Source organism: Effusibacillus lacus, assembly GCF_002335525.1.
Lineage (GTDB): Bacteria > Bacillota > Bacilli > Tumebacillales > Effusibacillaceae > Effusibacillus > Effusibacillus lacus.
In genome coordinates this window covers 1-2622 of the sequence record NZ_BDUF01000037.1, presented here as the reverse complement: position 1 = coordinate 2622, position 2622 = coordinate 1, and the positions used below count along the sequence as shown (strand labels likewise).

The following is a 2622-nucleotide window of genomic DNA, read 5'->3' as shown; positions in this document are numbered from 1 at the left end:
GTTTTTTAGTCTTTTTTTGCGGGATACCAACGTCCACGTTCCAGAGTAAGAGCCCATTGGCTCGACTTCCTAGCGCCTCCAAAAATCACCTCCCATTTACCGTCAGTGTTTACGTAGAGTTGCCCACACTGAAAATTGTCTGCCACACGAATTCTTAGAATCTCCCCGGGCGACACACTTTCGAGACGCTCTTCCTCATCAAAACACCAAGTATCCAGGTCTGAGTCATACCGCAGGATTCCTTGTCTCATGCAGCTCATCTCCATTTCTTCTCAAGTTTTCGTTTATCGTTTTCCGTTGACTTTCTCGAAATCTATATGATTCCCCTTCAAACAACAGAATGTGTGAGTGGTGGGTCAGACGGTCGAGTAATGCCGTAGTCAGCGTGACGTCATGAAACACATCCGTCCATTTCGCAAACTCAAGATTCGTCGTAATGAGGAGGCTCCCTTTCTCATAACGGTCAGCGCAGAATTGGAACAACAAGGGGCCCCCTTGCGAAAGCGAAACGTACCCGAGCTCGTCCAAACAAACGAGGTCATACTTATCCCACGTTCGCAGGTATCGGGGCAAACGGTACTCGGACTCTGCCTGCAACAACTCCTGAACGAGTTGCATCACCGTAATGAATCGGACCCGGTATCCAGCAGCAATGGCAGCCATTCCGATTGCAATGGCCACATGCGTTTTTCCTGTACCGCTGGCTCCCATACAAATCACGTTTTCTTTGTTTCGAATGAATTCACCTTCCGCCAGATGCAGAACCCGTTGTTTCGACAGTGCAGGGATTGCGGCAAAATCGAAATCCTGCAGGGTTTTATACGTCGGAAACCGGGCCTGACGAGTATACGTTTGGAGACGGCTCTGTTTTCGAGACTCTAGTTCTTCGGCTAGACAGCCGGCCAGATATTGAACCATGGACTGCCCATTCTGTATCGCTTCCCGAGCGAGGGAGGCATACGCCTTGCGAAGTCCTGGCATCTTGAGCTCTTTGCAATAAATATCGACCATGGCGGCGTGGATGTCGTCTGCCATCAGTGCACAACCCCTTTCACGAGCATGTCGTAGCGTGCTGGATTTTGCTTCATGAGCCGGTAAGTCTTGAGTTCATCCGGAACCTGACAAGTGGGAGATGTGGGAGGGCGGAACAAATGGGCTCGGATTTGTTCGGCGGTCACCACATCAGGTCCAATCGCTTCAATGGCCTCTAGAATGTCCTTCGCAGGAAAGATCTGGTGCAAAAGCAGAATGGCCACGAAGTCCTTGTACCCGTCTGGCCGACTGTTTACCATCCGTATACGAATACGATGGTAGATTTCCGGCAACTGGCGCACAACAGCGGCATGTGTGGCTGCGTGTGGTTTGTAGGCAAGTATCGGCAGGTAGTGCTCTAATTCCAGGAACGTCCGCTTTCGTTCATGACAGCGAACATGCTTGGCCACGACCTGCTCCCGGTGAAGAATCTCGATTCTTTCGGCATAGGCTCGCAGGAGGAGAGTCTTGCCTACATAAGCACTTGGTACTGAATAGCGGTTGTAGTCAAAACTCACCAAACAGAGCTTGTTCACCAGGACGGGATGAGTCGTTGCGCAGCGGTGGGCGTGTATGGGCAGGGCCCGGAGTGCAGAACGTTCTTGTTCCCACAGGGTCCAACGTTTGTTCCTTGTTTTCTCGCACCAGGCGAGCAGATGGGTGTTGAATGCCTCCAAATCGGATACCTCGGGAACCGGCACACAGGCATGGCGACGAACATAACCGACTCCATTTTCCACGCTGCCTTTCTCATGCGGTTCTCCAGGCCGGCAAAAATCACTGTCGAACAGGTAATGGGCACGCAAACTCGACAGAAGTTCATGCTCATCCCGCATCGGACCCGTAAGGATTTTGGTCACGGCTGTCTTTGGATTGTCATAGCGAACGCTGCGAGGGATACCGCCAAACCATTCAAACGCCAGCCGATGCCCCTCCAAGAATGCCTCGATTTTCTCGCTGGAAAAAGCATGGGCGAAAATGACTCCGCTATGTCGCAATCTCATCACAAACAGGTGTACGTCCGTCGGTTTTCCGGCGATCTTGATCACGGCTCGTCCAAAGTCTGCTTCAGCCAGTTCGCCCGCATCGGCAGTTAGCGGAACAAACGCCTCCTGTGGCTTATTGCGCAGCTTGCGAACCCAATACCGTACCGTGGATTCGGCGGCATCAAATTCTTCCGGATATTCTTCTCGGAGTCGTTCATAGATTCTTGAGGAGACATAGCGCTGCTTCTTTGGTGCTGAACGCTCCTCTTCCTGTAACCATGCTTCGATGACCGGAATCCAACGCTCCATGGCTGGACGGGGTTTCGGTTTGGTGAGCTGGTACTTCGGAATCTCCGCTTCCTGTAACATTTTACGTACCGTCTGTCGTGAAATCTTGCAGTTTCTACTGATTTCACGAATGGACCATCCGTCCATGAAGTGCCGTTTCCTGATATACTCTTTATCGACCATCCCATACACGCATCCTTTCCTCCTGTACACTTGATTTCGACAAAATCAGCGTACAGGAATTTGGTGTAGGGGTGGTCAACTTTTTGGTTGTCAATGTGCCTCCACGTGGTCAACTTTTATGTTATCAATCACA

At 51.1% G+C, this 2622-nt stretch carries 2 protein-coding genes; both read right to left on the bottom strand.

All coding sequences use genetic code 11. The annotated features are described in order from the left end of the window. Window positions 1–225 precede the first annotated feature (225 nt). On the bottom strand, window positions 226–1035 hold the full coding sequence (istB, locus tag EFBL_RS07970) for an IS21-like element helper ATPase IstB (RefSeq protein ID WP_096181619.1): 810 nt from the start codon (window positions 1033–1035) through the stop codon (window positions 226–228). Beyond that, window positions 1035–2489 (bottom strand): IS21 family transposase, encoded by a 1455-nt coding sequence (gene istA / locus EFBL_RS07965; protein WP_231705721.1) that lies wholly within the window; start codon window positions 2487–2489, stop codon window positions 1035–1037. The genes istB and istA overlap by 1 nt, the downstream gene beginning before the upstream one ends. Window positions 2490–2622: the final 133 nt, after the last annotated feature.